The sequence below is a fragment of the Dechloromonas sp. TW-R-39-2 genome (assembly GCF_016864195.1).
In the GTDB taxonomy this organism is placed as follows: domain Bacteria; phylum Pseudomonadota; class Gammaproteobacteria; order Burkholderiales; family Rhodocyclaceae; genus Azonexus.
On the sequence record NZ_CP045202.1, the window covers coordinates 3076893 to 3093009 of the forward strand.

Genomic DNA, 16117 nt, shown 5'->3' on the forward strand with positions numbered 1-16117 from the left:
GTTCTCGTCACATCACTTAAGCCAGTTACGCAGCTTGTGCCAGCGTCCCTGTGTCGTGGAATTATCAGCGGCCACCTTGACCAGAATGACTGAAATATTGTCCCAGCCACCATTATCGTTAGCCATCCGGACCAGCTCATCGGCAGTTCGGGTCAGATCGTCGGCCTGACTCAGCAAACGGGCGATATCTTCATCCTCGACCATGTCGTTCAGGCCATCGGAGCAGAGCAGGAAAACATCGCCAGTCTGGACGTCGAAACTATTGACCTCCGGCTCGACGGAAGGATCGACACCCAGCGCCCGCGTCACCAGGTTCTTGTTATTCGACTGCCTGGCCTCTTCCGGCGAAATCAAACCGCTGTCAATTTGCTCCTGAATCAGCGAGTGATCGCGCGTCAGTTGCTGGAGGTGTTCGCCACGCAGCCGGTAAAGTCGCGAGTCGCCGACGTGCACGGCGCTCATCCGGTCGCCATAAAACAGCGCGGCAACCAGGGTCGTGCCCATGCCGGCACAGCGCGGCTGGTTCTTGGCAGCGAGATGGATGGCCGAGTTGGCGGCAATGACCTCGTCGATCAGGTGCAGATTGGCGCGCGCATCATCGATCGCTTCGTGCTTGGCCTCAAAAGCGGGAATCAGGCTGGCAAAATTAGTCGCCATCTGGCTGACCGCCATCCCACTGGCCACTTCACCCGCCCGGTAGCCCCCCATGCCATCCGCCAGGATGGCCAGCCCCAGTGCTGCATCGGCATACAATGCATCTTCGTTATGGGTTCTGATCTTGCCCGGATGGGTTTGCGTCACCATCTCCAGGCCCACTGCAAGATTCATAGCATTCATTCCTCAGTCCGTCCGGCGGGTAGCGCAATCAACGCTGCGAGACAGGATCGCAAATCCGTTGCCACATCGGCAGCTCGTTGATAACGCTGGGCAACATTTTTGTCCAGCGTCTTGTTGATGACATCGACGAGCGCCTGCGGCAGGGCTGGATTGATCGTCAGGATATCGGTTTGGGTTTCATTGGCAATCTTGTACATCAATTGCGCCAGAGAATCACCGGAAAAAGGCAGTTGACCGCAGCACAACTGGTACAGCGTAACGCCGAGCGAGAAAATATCCGAACGGCCATCGATCTTCTTGCCGGCCAGTTGCTCCGGCGACATATAGGAGGGTGTGCCCAGCACCATCCCGGTCTTGGTCCGTGATGAGTCGGTAATCCGGGCAATGCCGAAATCGGTCACCTTGACTTGATCCGAGGCCACTTCATACATGATGTTGGCGGGTTTGATATCGCGGTGCACCACCTGCTGTGCATGCGCGTAATCAAGGGCATCGGCAACCCGGGCCATGATCGACAAGGTAGCCGGCAACGGGAGCAGGGCTGAAGTCTTGGTGTAGGGCATCAAATCACGCCCCTTGAGAAACTCCATGGCGATATAGGCCAGATCCTGTTCCTCACCGGCATCGTACATGGTGACGATATTCTGGTGATTCAGGCGCCCGGCCGTTTCTGCCTCCCGGAAGAAACGCTGTTTGACGTCGGCCAGTTCATCTTCGTCGAATTCCTGAGCCAGGGCCATCGTCTTGATGGCAACCACCCGATTGATTTTCGGATCGCGCCCCTGGTACACCACCCCCATCGCACCTTTGCCGAGCTCTTTTTCAATCTGGTAACGGCCCAGCATTGGCTTTTCGAGAACCGTATCACCCAGCATCAGCGTTCCCGTTGCCGTTTGGCCCCGGCCGCCGGCCAGCATCACGGTTTCGGACATCTGACGGGCGACCTTGAGGCGGGTCGTCAGGTCGCGAAACTTCGGATTGAACCCGATCAGGTATTGAAACACCGCCTCGGCCTTGTTGAACTGGCGCTTGCGCTCGTAATCCAGTGCCAGGTTATACATGTTCTCCATCAGCCCTTCATCCATCGGGCACTTGCGGAACTTGTCGAAAGCCATGTCGAGCTGGCCCTGCCCCTGAAAGGCAAGCCCCAGCATGCGGTTCGATTCACCGGATTCGATATCCGATTTTTCCTTGCCCCGCTCGGTCACCAAAAAGCGCTTGGTGGTCAGCAACAAATGGCCGATCACCAGAAGCGAAGCGGCCCACATCAGCTGTATCCACAAGCCGGAAAGCACCATCATCTGGTAGTGCGCGGCGAACAAAACGAACAACAGAACGGAAGTCAGCAAGGCACCTTTGCCGGCCGACAGGCGCGGCAACAGCAAGGTGACATACAAGGCCATCAACACAAAGACGCCCAGACTGGCCCAGCCTCCCCAGGCCGGCGTCACGAAAAAATGCTCCTGCAGGATGCTCGACACCGAATGCGCCACGATCATCACCGGCGCCATGGTCGGCGAAACCGGGGTCACCTGGGTGGCGCCGACACCAGCGGCCGTTGCACCAACCAGCACGATCTTGCCGGCGTATTTGCTGGCCGGAATTTTCCCGGTCAGCACGTCGTAGAAAGAATCGACCTGAAATGGCGGTCGACCGTCGCGTTCCTTGTAGAAAAAGGTATTCATCTGGCTCGTCAAATCCGTGGCGATACGCAGCTTGCCGAGACGAACCTCCTTACCGGGCAGCACCTTGATATCCTCCGGCCCCAGATTCAGGCTACGAGCAGCGATCATCAGCGCCAGCGAAGGAAAATACTGGTCGAAATAATTGAGCACCAAGGCCTCGGTACGCACCGCACCGTCAATATCCGGACTGGCATTGAGATGCCCCAGCGCCACCGCCTGCAGCCCGAGCGGCTCAACCGGAATTTGTATTTGCCCCGCCTGGAGCACACTACCCAGCCCCTGGCCAATCGTCGCAAGACGATTTTTCAAGACGAAATCCGGCAAGACCTTGTCGGCCCTCCCCTGTGCCTCGCCCAAACGGAACAGCAAGGGCAACAGGACATTGCCCGCCTGTTGATAGCTCTCCGCCAGTTTCCGATCGGTATTCAGCGCCTGTTCGGCCTCGGTCAACAGCGCGGCGATCTTTTCGATTTCCGGCGTCGGGGCAGTCCCTTCGGCAACGCCTTGGTTAACCAGCTCGATCAGACGGGTGACGTAACCATAACCGGGGTCGATTTGCGGCTCGGAAAAGAAAATAGTGTTGGCAACCAGCTTGGCGGGGGCCGTGCGCAACTGGTCGGTCAGCTTGGCATGCAGATCGCGGGGCCACGGCCAGCGTCCGAGATTGGCGATGCTGTAATCATCAATTGCAATGACTGCAATACGGTCGGAAGGGGTGCGCTGCGCCATCTGCACGCCCATGTCGTACGCCTTGCGCTCCAGGCTTTGCAGGAGATCGGTCCCACCAGCAACAAGCATCAGCAGGCTGATTGCCACGCCGAGAAACCAGTCGGACTTCCAGAAAGCTGCTTTTGCCATTCGCCCCATCCATTGTGACTACCGATTCATACCGACTTTCTGCGGCCCTCATTCTTGCGCCATGCGCACATGAGGTCAAACGCCCCTCAATACGGTAATACTTGCCCTAGTCCCTGTTGCTCGGCAGCATTCAGGACGCGCAAGGCGATGGCCAGATCCTGGATCGCCATGCCCTGCGATTCAAATAGCGTGATTTGCTCTGGCGCGGCACGTCCGGTCTGGCGCCCGACGAGAATATCGCCCAGTTCGATCAATTGCCGGGCATGCAAGCGACCTTTCTCAAGCAGCGGCAGCAAATCGCCCGCCTCGGCCAGCGCCGTTGGAACGGCATCGACGGCGATCAGGTCGCAACGCCGGATAGTGGCTTCATCGAGCTCTTGCCGAATCAGCGAGTTCGAGCCAGCCGCATTGATATGGACGCCAGACTCAAGCCATTCGGCAGCAAACAAAGGTTGGGCGGCGGTGGTCACGGTACCGAGCAGATCGCTACCGCGCACAAGCGCCTCTGGCGAGGCAACAGGCACAACATTGACGCCGGTTTGTGCCGTCATTCGTTCGCAAAAAGCATGCAGTTTGTCCGCCTTGCGTGCATGAACCTTGACCAATTGCAGCGGCAAAGCGGCACAAATCGCCCTGACATGTCCCTCGGCCTGCCAGCCGGCCCCGAAAACACCGGCCACCGAGGCATCCGGCCGGGCCAGCAGCCTGGCGGCCAATCCGCTGGCAGCGCCGGTACGCATCATGCCGAGATAATCCGCCTCGATCACGGCCCGCAAACGCCCGGAGGCCGCATCGAACAGATGAACCAGAAATCGGTTGCCGCTCCGGTTGCTGGTATACGCCTTGTAACCGAGGACGCCCTGCGCCGGCAAAGCGCCCTGCAGCATGTGCAGCACGGTCTGGGGCAAACGACTGCGCACTCGCGGCGTGTCCTGGGCCAGCCCCATGGACAGGTCATGATGCGCCGACTTGACCCCCTCAAGGGCCATTTCCACGGTCAACAGCTGTTTTACATCATTTTCGGAAAGAAACAGGGCCATGGCATTTCATCTCAAACGATGGTCAGATCCTGGCGGGCCAGGATGCGCTGTTCCAGCCAGCGTCCGAAACCAACCACCAGCAAGGCACCTACTGCCCCGGCCACCTTCGGCGCCCATTCCGGCAGCGGCGGCAGAAGCCCCAGCAAACCGGGATCGCTCAACAACATCTGGCCAGCCACATAGCCGAGCAACCCGGCACCGAACAAGACAACTGCCGGCCAACGTTCCATCCAGTGCAAAATCAACTGGCTCGACCAGACAATCAGGGGAATACTCACCGCCAGACCAAAAAGCAGCAGGGCGAGACTGCCGTGTGCCGCACCGGCTACGCCAATCACGTTGTCCAGGCTCATTACAAAATCAGCCACGATGATCGTCTTGACCGCTCCCCACAGATGCGAGGATGGTTTGATCTCCGGCCCGTCATCATCCTCCGGCAACATCAGCTTGATGGCAATCCAGATCAGCAACAGCGCACCAATGAACTTGAGCCACGGCAAATTCATCACCAGAGCCGCGAAAACGGTCAGGATGACACGTAGCACAACCGCCCCGGCAACACCCCAGAAAATGCCTTTCTTGCGCTGATCAGGCGACAGGCCACGACAAGCCAGCGCGATCACGACAGCGTTATCGCCGGAAAGAACGATATCGATCAGGATGATCTGGCCGACGGCAATCCAGAATGCTGCAGAAGAGAGGTCAAGTTCCATAAATATCAGACGAAAAAAAGGCGGACCCAAGGCCCGCCTTTTTGGTTGAGCTAAGCTCGAATTTTACAGCATAGCCTTGAGCAGCTTGGCCATTTCGGACGGGTTCTTGGTGACCTTGAAGCCACACTCTTCCATGATGGCGAGCTTGGCATCAGCCGTGTCGGCACCACCGGAAATGAGAGCGCCAGCATGGCCCATGCGCTTGCCGGCCGGAGCCGTGACACCAGCGATGAAGCCAACGACCGGCTTCTTCATGTTTTCCTTGCACCACATGGCGGCTTCGGCTTCGTCAGGACCACCGATTTCGCCGATCATGATGACTGCGTCGGTATCCGGATCGTCGTTGAAGGCCTTCATGACGTCGATGTGCTTCAGACCGTTGATCGGATCGCCACCGATACCGACGGCAGAAGATTGACCCAGACCGATTTCGGTCAGCTGGCCAACGGCTTCATACGTCAGGGTGCCGGAACGGGAAACGACGCCGATACGACCCTTGCGGTGGATGTGACCCGGCATGATGCCGATCTTCACTTCGTCCGGGGTGATCAGACCAGGGCAGTTCGGCCCGAGCAGCAGGGTCTTCTTGCCGCCCTTGGCTTCCTTTTCCTTCATCTTGTTGCGCAGGATCAGCATGTCGCGAACAGGGATGCCTTCGGTGATACAGATGGCCAGATCCAGATCGGCTTCAACAGCTTCCCAGATCGCGGCGGCAGCACCCGGGGGCGGCACGTAGATCACGGAAACGGTGGCGCCGGTTTCGGCAGCAGCTTCCTTGACGGAGGCGTAAATAGGAATGTTGAAGATCGACTCGCCAGCCTTCTTCGGGTTCACGCCAGCAACGAAGCATTCCTTGCCGTTTGCGTATTCCTGGCACTTTTCCGTGTGGAACTGGCCGGTCTTGCCGGTGATGCCCTGGGTGATGATGCGGGTGTTTTTATTGATGAAAATGGACATTCAATAGCTCCTTACTTGACCGCAGCAACGATCTTGGTGGCGGCTTCAGCCATGGAATCGGCAGAGATGATCGGCAGACCGGAATCCTTGAGGATCTGCTTGCCCATGTCTTCGTTGGTACCCTTCATGCGCACGACGAGCGGCACGGACAGGTTCACTTCCTTGGCAGCAGCGACAACGCCAGCGGCAATGGTGTCGCACTTCATGATGCCGCCGAAGATGTTGACCAGGATGCCCTTGACCTTGGTGTTCTTGAGCATGATCTTGAAGGCTTCGGTGACCTTCTCGGTCGTGGCACCGCCACCGACGTCGAGGAAGTTGGCCGGCTCGGCGCCGAACAGCTTGATGGTGTCCATCGTGGCCATGGCCAGACCGGCACCGTTCACCAGGCAGCCGATGTTGCCGTCGAGCGAGATGTAGGCCAGATCGAACTTGGAAGCTTCGATTTCGTCGGCATCTTCTTCGTCCAGGTCGCGCATGGCGACGATTTCTTCCTGACGGTACAGGGCGTTGGAGTCGAAGTTGAACTTGGCATCAATTGCCTTGACGGTGCCGTCGGCTTCGTGGATCAGCGGATTGATTTCGGCCAGCGAAGCATCCGTTTCCATGTAGCAGGTGTACAGCTTCTTCAGCGTGTCGATACATTGCGGAATCGAAGCTTCCAGCATGCCCATGCCCTTGGCCAGCTCAAGGCCTTGTGCATCGGTCAGGCCAACCAGCGGATTGATGAAGACCTTGACGATCTTTTCCGGCGTGTTGTGGGCCACTTCTTCGATATCCATGCCACCTTCGTACGAGGCCATCATGGCAACGGATTGGGTAGCACGATCGGTCAATGCTGCAACGTAGTATTCGTGCTGGATGTCGGCGCCTTCTTCGATCAGCAGGTGACGAACCTTCTGGCCTTCCGGACCGGTCTGGTGCGTGATCAGCTGCATGCCGAGGATCTGGCCGGCGTATTCGCGCACTTTTTCCAGCGAGGTTGCGACCTTGACGCCACCGCCCTTGCCACGGCCACCAGCGTGGATCTGAGCCTTGACGACCCATACCTTGCCGCCCAGGGTTTCGGCTGCCTTGACTGCGTCATCGACGGTCGTGCAGTGAATCCCGCGCGGAACCGTAACGCCGAATTTCTTCAGGAGTTGTTTGCCCTGATATTCGTGAATTTTCATGCGCTTTCCTTGCGTTTAGTTGAGTTGCGAGCAATGAGCAGTGGCCAAAGTCCCCCCTAGCCCCGCCCGGTTATACGGACTTCAGCCCAAAATGTTACCACATACAGCAAAAATTATTGCAGTCCAAAATTCATAATTACGGAGACCTTCCTGCGGCTTCCATCGCCTTTTTCATCAACGGCAAAAGCAAGCCGGCGGCAACGACAAGGCTCAGCACCGATGCCAGCCAGAAACCAGCCACGCCCATGGGCCGAGGCCCGTAATAGCACAGCCAGTTGCCGCCCAGCAGGCCGACGCCCCAAAAGCAGAAGGTCTGAACCAACATCGGGACAAAGGTCACCCGGTAAGCTCGCAAAACATGCCCGGCAATAGTCTGAATGGCATCAAAAACCTGGTAGACCACGAGAAAGACGATCAGGCCGCGCGCCACTGCACGTACAGCTTCATCGTCCGTATAGACGGTCAACAACGGTTCGATGGTCAGCCACAGCAGCATGCTGACCAGCAACGAAAAGACCGCCCCCAGGATCATTCCGACCCGGGTCGCCTGATGCGCCAAAGCCCAGTTGCGCGCCCCGACCGCCTGGCCCACCGTCGCCATTGTCGCAATCGCCAGGGAAAGCGGCAGCATATAAGTCAGCGCCGAAAGATTGGCGATGATTCGATGGCCGGCGACAACCGTTGCCCCCTGCGCGGAGACAAAGAGACTGACCAGCGTAAAGGCTGTAATTTCAACCAGGTTGGACAGTCCCATTGGAACACCAAGATGCAATAGCTCGCGCCAAGCTGCCAGACGCGGTTTCTGCCAATTGGCAAAGGGCCGGTAACGCGCCCCCAGAGGGCCGAAGTGAAGATAGGCGGCACCGCACAGGCATGCCAGCCAGGCAATCAGTACGTTCGACAATGCACACCCCGCCACACCGAGCGGCTCGCCAAACCACCCTTGCTGCGCAAGCCCCCAAGCCAGCACGGCGTGCAAGACCAGGCTATACAAACCGATCCCCATCAGGACTCGCGGTTTCCCCAGGGCATTGCAAAATGCGTAGAAAGTTCGATAGCAAAGCGCGGCCGGCAAGCCCCAGGCCAGCAATGCCAAATATTGCCGAACCTTGAGGTCGACCGCGGGATCCATTTCCGCCATGGCCAGAGCACCACCCGGATGAAGAAGGAAAAGTACGCCGGGCACCGCCAGCAACAAGGCTAGCCAAAACCCTTGCTGCAGCACGGCGGCCACTTCGCCATCCCGCTTTGCACCATGCAGATGTGCGACGACCGGCGCAACGGCCTGCAAGATACCGACCAGGGCAAAAACGAGTGAAATATAAATGCCCCCGCCGATTGCGACAGCAGCCAGGTCGATCGGACTGACATGACCCAGCACCACCGTATCGACCACCATCATGCCGATGGAAGACAACTGGGCAATCAGGATAGGAAAAGCATGGGCCAGCAGCCCGCGTGCAGCGACTAAAAACATCAGTCAATTGTCGCATGGTCGCCACTAAAAAATGCGAAAGAGGCTTGATCTGGCTCAAGCAGGGAGGTCGCACGAAACATGACAATCGATAAAAAAAGGGGGAGAAAATGAAATCAAAAAATGGATTGCATGACATAGAAACAGCCAGTCGCGACGAAATAAGCACACTTCAGGTCGAACGCCTGCGCTGGACACTGAATCACGCCTACAACAATGTCAGTCACTACAAAGCAAAGTTTGACGCCGCCGGAATCCACCCGGATGATTTCCACACACTGGATGACTTGGCCAAATTCCCATTCACCACCAAGCAGGACCTGCGCGACAACTACCCCTACGGGATGTTTGCCGTGCCGCGTGAAGAAGTTGTCCGCATTCACGCCTCAAGTGGTACAACCGGCAAGCCGACCGTCGTCGGTTACACACAAAAGGATATCGACACTTGGGCCGACCTGATTGCCCGTTCGATTCACGCATCCGGCGGACGCAAAGGTGACATTGTCCACGTGGCCTACGGCTACGGATTATTTACCGGCGGTCTGGGCGCGCATTACGGTGCCGAAAAACTCGGCTGCACCGTAATTCCGATGTCTGGCGGCCAAACCGAGAAGCAAGTTCAACTGATCTGCGACTTCAAGCCGGCCATCATCATGGTCACCCCATCGTACATGCTCAATATCGCTGACGAATTCCGCCGCCAGGGTATTGATCCTCGCAGCACGGCCTTGCGCATCGGCATTCATGGAGCAGAACCCTGGACGGATGCCATGCGCAGTGAAATCGAAAGAATTTTCGGCATCGATGCCATCGACATCTACGGGCTGTCCGAAGTCATCGGCCCCGGCGTGGCCAACGAGTGCATTGAGTCAAAGGATGGCCCGGTAATCTGGGAAGATCATTTCTACCCGGAGATCATCGACCCGCTGAGCGGCGAGGTTCTTCCCGAAGGCAGCCAGGGCGAACTGGTTTTTACGTCGCTCACCAAGGAAGCCATGCCGGTCGTCCGCTACCGCACGCGTGACCTGACACGCCTGCTTGCGCCAAGCGCCCGGAGCATGCGCCGGATCGGCAAGATCACCGGCCGCTCGGACGACATGCTGATCATCCGTGGGGTCAATGTCTTCCCCTCCCAGATCGAGGAGCTGATTCTCAGGCAGCCGAAGCTGTCGCCACACTACATTCTGGAAGTCAGCCGTGACGGGCATCTGGATTCGATGAAGGTCAATGTCGAACTGAAGCCTGAGTTCGAATTTACCAGCGCAGCCGAAAAGGAGTTTGTGGCGCACGACCTGCAGCACCATATCAAATCCTATATCGGCATTTCTGCCCGGATCGACATCATCGAATCCGGCGGCATCGAGCGATCGATCGGCAAGGCAAAGCGGGTAATCGACAAGCGCCCAAAGTAAACAGCACCGTCTGGGCAAGCACGGCGAGATCCCTGTCATCCGGGATTTCGCCGCTTGGTGCTGGCGTCAAATCAAACGATACGAACCCGCAAGCCAGCCACGCCATCCACCCCGGCCTCAAGCCGGTCGCCGGGAACGATCGGGCCGACACCTGCCGGCGTGCCGGTATAAATCAGGTCCCCCGCTTCAAGCCGCACAAAAGTCGACAGATTGGCGATCACATCGGCGACTTTCCACATCATCTGATCGAGATCTCCCTCCTGACGAATCTGCCCATTGACCGAGAGCCAGATCCGGCCGGCAGCGGGATGGCCGATCTGCGCTGCTGGCTGCACGACACCGGAAACGGCGGATTGGTCGAAGCCTTTCCCCATATCCCAGGGATGTCCCTTTTCCTTGGCCCGCGCCTGAAGATCCCGGCGCGTCAGATCAAGCCCCACGGCATAACCGAAAATCATCGCTTTTGCGGCGTCGACCGTGACATTCGCCCCACCACTGCCCAACGCCACAACCAGTTCAATTTCGTGGTGCAGATTGCTCGTCAACGGCGGGTAGTTCACTGCAATCTCACCCTCACCACTGACCACGGCATCACCTGGCTTCATGAAAAAGAATGGCGGCTCCAATCCTTCAGCCTGATCGGCAGCCCCCATCTCGCGTGCGTGTTCCGCATAATTTCGCCCGACGCAAAACACGCGGCGTACGGGAAAGCGCTGCTCAGTACCGGCAACGGGCAGAGATGAATTGGCAGCAGGCGGAAAAACGTAGCTCATGATCGGTATCCGAAAAGAAACGGGGGAGCATCAGTGTGCAACAAAGATCGACGAGGACCAAGAGAACCGCTATCTCAAACGGGGTTGGCCACATCGACAAACTCGCAGGACACCCCGAACTGTTCCGCCAGATGTTCCGCCAGCGCTTTGACACCATAACGTTCGGTTGCGTGATGACCGGCTGCAATATAGGCCACACCGCTTTCGCGCGCCAGATGAACCGTCTGCTCGGAGATCTCGCCAGAAACATAGAGATCGACACCTTGCGCAATCGCCTGTTCGAAGTATCCCTGCGCACCGCCGGAGCACCAGGCAATGCGTCTGACCGGACGTGAAGCATCGCCGATCACCAGCGGAACTCGTTGCAACGTTTTCTCGATTTGCTGTGCAAGATCACCCAGCAAGGTATTTTCGCCCACCCGGCCGAACCAGGCGATATCCTGCTCGCCAAAATATCCTTCCGGCTGCCAGTTGAACATTTTGGCCAACTGCGCGTTATTGCCCAGAACCGGATGCGCATCGAGCGGCAAGTGGTAAGCAATCAGGCTCATCTCGTGCCGCAGCAAAGTCCCAAGGCGCTGCTTGCGCATCCCGACCACCCGGCCATCTTCACCTTTCCAGAAATAGCCGTGGTGCACCAGCACTGCATCAGCCTGGCAGGCGACTGCTGCATCGAGCAATGCCTGGCTGGCGGTCACCCCGGCAACGATGCGGACGACATCGTCGCGTCCTTCCACTTGCAGGCCATTTGGGCAATAATCCCTGAACTTTCCGGGCTCAAGCAGCCCATCCAGATACTTCACCAGTTCTTCACGTTTCATTGATACGGTCTTTCATGCAGAGGTTGTGGCTGATTTTTGCACAAACGGTAACCATCGCGGTTGCCATTCTATTTGTCGTGACCACGCTCAAACCAGAGTGGATCGGACAACGCCCGGCCGTGGTTGCCCTTCAGGAAGCGCCGCTATCCGGTGATGGAGAAGGCCGCGCCCCAGGGTCTTACCGCGATGCCTCGCGTGCCGCACTACCATCCGTTGTGCACATTTACACAACGCAGGAAATCAAGCAGCAGCGCCATCCGCTGTTCGAGGACCCCATTTTCCGTCACTTCTTCGGCGACCGCCCGGAAGGACAAGCCCAGCGCAACTCCGGCCTTGGCTCGGGAGTGATTGTCAGCGCCAACGGCTACATCCTGACCAACTATCACGTGATCGAAGCCGCTGACGATATTCAGGTTTCGCTCAATGACGGCCATACCTACAAGGCTCGGGTCGTCGGCAGCGACCCCGAATCCGACCTGGCCATCCTACAGATCAAGGCTGAAAAATTGCCCGCCATCACCTTTGGCCAGATGGACAGCCTGCGCGTCGGCGACGTCGTGCTGGCCATCGGTAACCCGTTCGGCGTCGGCCAGACCGTCACCATGGGTATTGTGTCGGCACTGGGCCGCTCGCACCTGGGGATCAACACCTTCGAGAACTTCATCCAGACGGATGCGGCGATCAACCCCGGCAACTCCGGCGGAGCGCTGGTCGACGTCAATGGCAATCTGGTTGGCATCAATACGGCGATTTATTCACGCACCGGCGGCTCGCATGGCATCGGTTTCGCCATCCCGGTTTCCAGCGCCAAAAGCATCATGGAACAAATTATCCAGAACGGCACGGTAACACGCGGCTGGATTGGCGTTGAAGCACAGGAAATCACGGCCGAACTGGCTGAATCATTCGGGTTACCGGACACCGAAGGCGCCCTGATTGCCGGCGTCGTCCGGGGCAGCCCGGCTGACAGCGCCGGTATCCGCCCGGGAGATGTGCTGCTTGCGGTCAGCGGCAAAGCCGTCAAGGACCCGCAAGTCATGCTGGATCTGATTGCAGCACTCAAGCCCGACGAGCGCTCCAGCTTCCGCCTGCGTCGCGACAAGACCATCGTCGAACTGCCGGTAAAAATCGGCAAACGCCCGCCCATGCGGCTGGAAAAGGAATAAGACCATGTGCCAGTTGCTCGGGATGAACTGCAATGTCCCGACCGATATCTGTTTTTCCTTTACCGGCTTTCAGGCGCGCGGTGGAGCGACGGATGTGCACTCGGATGGCTGGGGAATTGCATTTTTCGAAGGCAAGGGCACGCGGATTTTTCTCGATCCACAACCGTCGTGCAGCTCGCCGATTGCCGAACTGGTTCGCGCCTACCCGATCCGTTCCAAGAATGTCATTGCGCATATCCGCAAGGCAACGCAAGGATCGATAGGTCTGGAAAACACCCATCCATTCATGCGCGAACTTTGGGGTCGCTACTGGATCTTCGCCCACAACGGCAACCTGATCGACTTCGACCCAGCGCTTGACGGCAGCTTCATGCCTGTCGGACTGACAGACAGCGAGCGCGCCTTCTGCTGGCTGCTCCAGCAATTGCGCCAGCAGTTCGGCAGCTGCGCCCCTGAGCACAGCCTGCTTTTTAACGCCCTGCAGAAGTTGACCGTGGAAATCGCCCGTCATGGCGAATTCAATTTCCTGCTCTCGCAAGGCGACAGCCTGTTCGCCCACGCCTCAACCAAGCTGAATTACATCGTCCGCCAGGCGCCATTTGCCCAGGCACACCTCAACGATCAGGATGTCACGGTCGACTTCAACGCGGTGACCAATCCGGAAGACCGCGTCGCTGTGATCGCGACGCAACCACTGACCGACAATGAATGCTGGCAGAACATGCCGGCAGGAACCTTGTGGTGGTTCGACGAGGGGCTTCCTGTGCAGACCTTGGCCACACTGCCCGGCCCAGAAAAAAAACGCTGATTATTTGCCGGAAAGATTGCGGAACGCTTCTTCCGCCTTGTCCATCTCGCCAGTCAAATCTGCCTGTTGCCCGGCGTCAACCGCGGCAGGCCCGGAAACCAGGCGGGAAGCAAGAATGCCAAGCTCGTAGAGCAGGCACATCGGAATCGCCAGCGCCAATTGTGAAACGACATCCGGCGGCGTTACCACGGCGGCCACGACAAAAGCACCGACGATGAAATAAGAGCGCCATTCCTTGAGCTTTTCGACGGTCACAACCCCCAGCTTGACCAGCACGACCAGTGCAACCGGTACCTCAAAAGCCAGACCGAAAGCCAGGAACATGGTCATCACAAAAGACAGGTAGGCTTCGATATCCGGCGCTGGCGTAATGCTCTTCGGCGCAAAGCTTGATATGAAATGAAACACCTGGCCGAAAACGAAGAAGTAACAGAAAGACATGCCGAGCACGAAAAGCAGCGTACTGGAAATGATCAGCGGTACGCCCAGGCGTTTTTCGTGGGCATAGAGGCCCGGCGCGATAAAAGCCCAAGCTTGATAAAGGATAAACGGCAAGGCAAGCACAAAAGCCACCATGGCCGTGACCTTGAGCGGAACCATGAAGGGCGTGATGACACCGATCGCCACCATCTTGGTGCCTTCAGGCAAGGCTTGCGTCAGCGGCGCAGCCAGCATGTCGTAAATCTCTCCCGGGCCAGGATAGAAACAAAGCACGCCAAGCACGACTGCAACAGCAATCAGGCTGCGCAGCAGACGATCGCGCAGTTCCACCAGGTGCGAGATAAACGACTCTTCTGCCGTTGCGTTTTCTTGAGAGTCGTTCATGCCACAGGTTTATTCATTGTTTCGGACAGCAATGGCGTCTCCGACGAAACCACCGAAGCCGCAGACTCGACTTCCGCCGCCACGGACTGCACCGGCGTCTCAACCACGCTGCGTGCAGCATCGAACTCCTGACGCACGGAGCTTTCCAGCGAACGGGCAGACTCGGTCACCTGCGATTGCAGTTTTTTCAGCTCATCAAGCTGAATCTCCCGATTGATGTCCGATTTGACATCATTGACGTAGCGCTGGGCGCGACCAAGCAGATGGCCGAGTGTCCGGGCTACTTTGGGCAAGCGCTCCGGACCGATGACAACCAGCGCGACGATCGCGATGACGATGAGTTCAGAAAAACCGATATCGAACATAAAAGATAACCAGCATCAGGGATCGTGCGATCAACCGGCAGAACTGGCAGTATCGCCATCCGCCGCAGATCGATCCGCTCAGCTCTTGGTTTTTTCCTTTACTTCGACGTCAATCGTCTGGCCGCTAACTTGCTGAGCCGGCTTGGCTTCTTCTGCAGGCTTGTCAGTGGCGGTCGCCTCTTTCATGCCGTCCTTGAATCCCTTCACGGCGCCGCCCAGATCCTGGCCGACATTGCGCAGCTTCTTGGTACCGAATACGAGCATGACGATGACCAGTACGATCAGCCAGTGCCAAATGGAAAAACTGCCCATGGATATCTCCTAGATACGTTTGAGCATCGGACCCACCGGGTCCGTACCGCCCACGATATGTGCGTGCAGATGCGGCACTTCCTGCTGCCCCACCCGACCTGTGTTGATGATGACACGAAAGCCATCGGCACTGCCTTGACTACAGGCAATTTCATTGGCCTTGGCCAGAATGCGGCCAAGCACCAAGGTATCGTCTACGCCTGCGGTCGCCAGCGAAGTAATGTGCTTTTTCGGGATCACCAGCACATGCACCGGACGCAGGGGATTGATGTCATTGAAAGCGAGGATTTCCTCGTCTTCATAGACTTTGCTGGCCGGAATTTCTCCGCGAACGATCCTGCAGAAAATACAGTCGCTCACTTCGCGCCCCGGGCAGCCTTTTCGTCAATACCGGAGATTCCTTCGCGACGACGCATTTCCTGCGACACGTCTTCGATGGTCAGGCCATAAAAGGCGAGCAGGACCAGAACGTGATAAATGACGTCGGTCGATTCCCAGACGATTTTCAGGCGCTTGCCTTCCTTGCCGGCCATGATCAATTCGGCACATTCCTCGCCGATTTTTTTCAGGATCGAATCCGGGCCTTCAGAGAAAAGCTTGGCGGTATAGGATTTTTCCGGGTCGGCATTGCGGCGCGAGGCCAGCGTTTCGGACAACCGGTGCAGGATGTCATGCGTGCTCATTTTGCGTAAATTTCCTTAGGGTCTTTTAAAGTCCTTCTGCAAGCAGCCCTGCCTATAGCACTCTGCCTGCAGCATATGGCTTAACTACTTACGTAGCTACACACAACTAGATCAATGGGAACAATTCTACCCTAGCAACACACTATCGTCAGCCGTGGGACACCTGAATAGCTCTATCTCCTTCTTTGACACTTTTAGAGGAAGAGAGTTACCAGC

The 16117-nt window shown here is 57.5% G+C and carries 17 protein-coding genes; 3 read left to right on the forward strand and 14 right to left on the reverse strand.

Going from position 1 to position 16117, the window contains the following annotated elements; all coding sequences use genetic code 11:
- Positions 1–12: 12 nt before the first annotated feature.
- The 7 genes from GBK02_RS14875 to GBK02_RS14905 form a co-directional block, all read right to left on the reverse strand.
- On the reverse strand, positions 13–828 hold the full coding sequence (locus GBK02_RS14875) for a Stp1/IreP family PP2C-type Ser/Thr phosphatase (protein WP_239003058.1): 816 nt from the start codon (positions 826–828) through the stop codon (positions 13–15).
- 5 nt (positions 829–833) lie between these two features.
- A complete protein-coding gene (locus GBK02_RS14880) occupies positions 834–3380 on the reverse strand; it encodes a CHASE2 domain-containing serine/threonine-protein kinase (protein ID WP_203467390.1) in 2547 nt (848 codons plus the stop codon).
- A gap of 86 nt (positions 3381–3466) precedes the next feature.
- Positions 3467–4420 carry an ornithine cyclodeaminase family protein gene (locus GBK02_RS14885; protein WP_203467391.1) on the reverse strand — a complete coding sequence of 318 codons (954 nt, stop codon included), beginning with the start codon at positions 4418–4420 and terminating at the stop codon, positions 3467–3469.
- Between the two features lie 11 nt (positions 4421–4431).
- Entirely contained in the window at positions 4432–5133 is a 702-nt protein-coding gene (locus GBK02_RS14890; protein ID WP_203467392.1) for a TerC family protein, read from the reverse strand.
- Between the two features lie 63 nt (positions 5134–5196).
- Entirely contained in the window at positions 5197–6090 is an 894-nt protein-coding gene (sucD, locus tag GBK02_RS14895) for a succinate--CoA ligase subunit alpha (protein WP_203467393.1), read from the reverse strand.
- Positions 6091–6101: 11 nt separating this feature from the next.
- Positions 6102–7262 carry an ADP-forming succinate--CoA ligase subunit beta gene (gene sucC / locus GBK02_RS14900; protein WP_203467394.1) on the reverse strand — a complete coding sequence of 387 codons (1161 nt, stop codon included), beginning with the start codon at positions 7260–7262 and terminating at the stop codon, positions 6102–6104.
- Positions 7263–7398: 136 nt separating this feature from the next.
- Positions 7399–8739, reverse strand: a complete 1341-nt coding sequence (locus GBK02_RS14905) for an MATE family efflux transporter (protein WP_203467395.1) — start codon at positions 8737–8739, stop codon at positions 7399–7401.
- A gap of 107 nt (positions 8740–8846) precedes the next feature.
- Here GBK02_RS14905 and paaK point away from each other — a divergent pair, with 107 nt between their 5' ends.
- A complete protein-coding gene (paaK, locus tag GBK02_RS14910) occupies positions 8847–10148 on the forward strand; it encodes a phenylacetate--CoA ligase PaaK (RefSeq protein WP_203467396.1) in 1302 nt (433 codons plus the stop codon).
- A gap of 71 nt (positions 10149–10219) precedes the next feature.
- Here the strand turns inward: paaK and GBK02_RS14915 are convergent, their stop codons facing one another.
- On the reverse strand, positions 10220–10921 hold the full coding sequence (locus GBK02_RS14915) for a fumarylacetoacetate hydrolase family protein (RefSeq protein ID WP_203467397.1): 702 nt from the start codon (positions 10919–10921) through the stop codon (positions 10220–10222).
- A gap of 74 nt (positions 10922–10995) precedes the next feature.
- A complete protein-coding gene (locus GBK02_RS14920; RefSeq protein ID WP_203467398.1) occupies positions 10996–11742 on the reverse strand; it encodes a Nif3-like dinuclear metal center hexameric protein in 747 nt (248 codons plus the stop codon).
- 14 nt (positions 11743–11756) lie between these two features.
- On the opposite strand from GBK02_RS14920, the gene GBK02_RS14925 reads away from it, so the two are divergent.
- Positions 11757–12908, forward strand: a complete 1152-nt coding sequence (locus tag GBK02_RS14925; protein ID WP_203467399.1) for a Do family serine endopeptidase — start codon at positions 11757–11759, stop codon at positions 12906–12908.
- 4 nt (positions 12909–12912) lie between these two features.
- Entirely contained in the window at positions 12913–13716 is an 804-nt protein-coding gene (locus tag GBK02_RS14930; RefSeq protein ID WP_203467400.1) for a class II glutamine amidotransferase, read from the forward strand.
- Here the strand turns inward: GBK02_RS14930 and tatC are convergent, their stop codons facing one another.
- From tatC to GBK02_RS14955, 5 genes are all read right to left on the reverse strand, one after another.
- Positions 13717–14541, reverse strand: coding sequence for a twin-arginine translocase subunit TatC (tatC, locus tag GBK02_RS14935; RefSeq protein ID WP_203467401.1), 825 nt, complete (start codon positions 14539–14541; stop codon positions 13717–13719). It abuts the gene before it with no gap.
- The gene (tatB, locus tag GBK02_RS14940) at positions 14538–14906 is read right to left on the reverse strand and encodes a Sec-independent protein translocase protein TatB (protein WP_203467402.1); all 369 of its coding nucleotides are present in this window, start codon (positions 14904–14906) and stop codon (positions 14538–14540) included. Before tatB ends, tatC begins: the two co-directional genes overlap by 4 nt.
- Positions 14907–14984: 78 nt before the next feature.
- Positions 14985–15218, reverse strand: coding sequence for a Sec-independent protein translocase subunit TatA (gene tatA / locus GBK02_RS14945; protein WP_203467403.1), 234 nt, complete (start codon positions 15216–15218; stop codon positions 14985–14987).
- A 9-nt stretch (positions 15219–15227) separates the two neighbouring features.
- Entirely contained in the window at positions 15228–15578 is a 351-nt protein-coding gene (locus tag GBK02_RS14950) for a histidine triad nucleotide-binding protein (protein ID WP_203467404.1), read from the reverse strand.
- On the reverse strand, positions 15575–15901 hold the full coding sequence (locus tag GBK02_RS14955; protein WP_203467405.1) for a phosphoribosyl-ATP diphosphatase: 327 nt from the start codon (positions 15899–15901) through the stop codon (positions 15575–15577). Before GBK02_RS14955 ends, GBK02_RS14950 begins: the two co-directional genes overlap by 4 nt.
- Positions 15902–16117 lie beyond the last annotated feature (216 nt).

Excerpts from the sequence above, each read along its gene's own strand:
- GBK02_RS14955 (WP_203467405.1), bottom strand. The coding sequence starts at position 15,901 with ATGAGCACGCATGACATCCTGCACCGGTTGTCCGAAACGCTGGCCTCG.
- GBK02_RS14880 (WP_203467390.1), bottom strand. The coding sequence starts at position 3,380 with ATGGCAAAAGCAGCTTTCTGGAAGTCCGACTGGTTTCTCGGCGTGGCA.
- GBK02_RS14925 (WP_203467399.1), top strand. The coding sequence starts at position 11,757 with ATGCAGAGGTTGTGGCTGATTTTTGCACAAACGGTAACCATCGCGGTT.
- GBK02_RS14905 (WP_203467395.1), bottom strand. The coding sequence starts at position 8,739 with ATGTTTTTAGTCGCTGCACGCGGGCTGCTGGCCCATGCTTTTCCTATC.
- sucC (WP_203467394.1), bottom strand. The coding sequence starts at position 7,262 with ATGAAAATTCACGAATATCAGGGCAAACAACTCCTGAAGAAATTCGGC.
- GBK02_RS14890 (WP_203467392.1), bottom strand. The coding sequence starts at position 5,133 with ATGGAACTTGACCTCTCTTCTGCAGCATTCTGGATTGCCGTCGGCCAG.
- GBK02_RS14875 (WP_239003058.1), bottom strand. The coding sequence starts at position 828 with ATGAATCTTGCAGTGGGCCTGGAGATGGTGACGCAAACCCATCCGGGC.
- GBK02_RS14885 (WP_203467391.1), bottom strand. The coding sequence starts at position 4,420 with ATGGCCCTGTTTCTTTCCGAAAATGATGTAAAACAGCTGTTGACCGTG.
- tatC (WP_203467401.1), bottom strand. The coding sequence starts at position 14,541 with ATGAACGACTCTCAAGAAAACGCAACGGCAGAAGAGTCGTTTATCTCG.
- tatB (WP_203467402.1), bottom strand. The coding sequence starts at position 14,906 with ATGTTCGATATCGGTTTTTCTGAACTCATCGTCATCGCGATCGTCGCG.
- GBK02_RS14920 (WP_203467398.1), bottom strand. The coding sequence starts at position 11,742 with ATGAAACGTGAAGAACTGGTGAAGTATCTGGATGGGCTGCTTGAGCCC.
- paaK (WP_203467396.1), top strand. The coding sequence starts at position 8,847 with ATGAAATCAAAAAATGGATTGCATGACATAGAAACAGCCAGTCGCGAC.
- GBK02_RS14930 (WP_203467400.1), top strand. The coding sequence starts at position 12,913 with ATGTGCCAGTTGCTCGGGATGAACTGCAATGTCCCGACCGATATCTGT.
- tatA (WP_203467403.1), bottom strand. The coding sequence starts at position 15,218 with ATGGGCAGTTTTTCCATTTGGCACTGGCTGATCGTACTGGTCATCGTC.
- sucD (WP_203467393.1), bottom strand. The coding sequence starts at position 6,090 with ATGTCCATTTTCATCAATAAAAACACCCGCATCATCACCCAGGGCATC.
- GBK02_RS14915 (WP_203467397.1), bottom strand. The coding sequence starts at position 10,921 with ATGAGCTACGTTTTTCCGCCTGCTGCCAATTCATCTCTGCCCGTTGCC.